At 57.2% G+C, this 348-nt stretch carries 1 pseudogene; it reads left to right on the plus strand.

The features are described from left to right. Positions 1-35: 35 nt before the first annotated feature. Positions 36-348: pseudogene (locus AC0L2P_RS32280) on the plus strand (ATPase); the annotation flags it as partial.

Below are 348 nucleotides of genomic sequence, written 5' to 3' on the forward strand. Positions count from 1 at the left end.
ACAATAACCAGCGTGCCACTGAAGTCATCCGGAGGATGCGCAGCCTCCTGAAAAAGGCACCCTTCGAGCTGATTAGCATCGATGTTAACGACCTCGCGCAGGACACCGTCGTTTTCCTTTCGCCGCTGGCTCGCGGGCGAAAGGTCGAACTCCGCAGCGTGATCACAGCGGATGCGCTTCCGATCCTCGCCGACCGTATTCAGCTCCAGCAAGTCATCGTGAACCTTGTCGTGAACGGGATGGACGCGATGAAGGAGATGCCGAGCGAAAATCGCATCATCAGTATCCGGACTTCGCGCGTCGAACAGTTTGCCGAACTGTTCGTGTCAGATCGAGGACCGGGCATTC

Source organism: Mesorhizobium sp. WSM4836 (genome assembly GCF_055811815.1).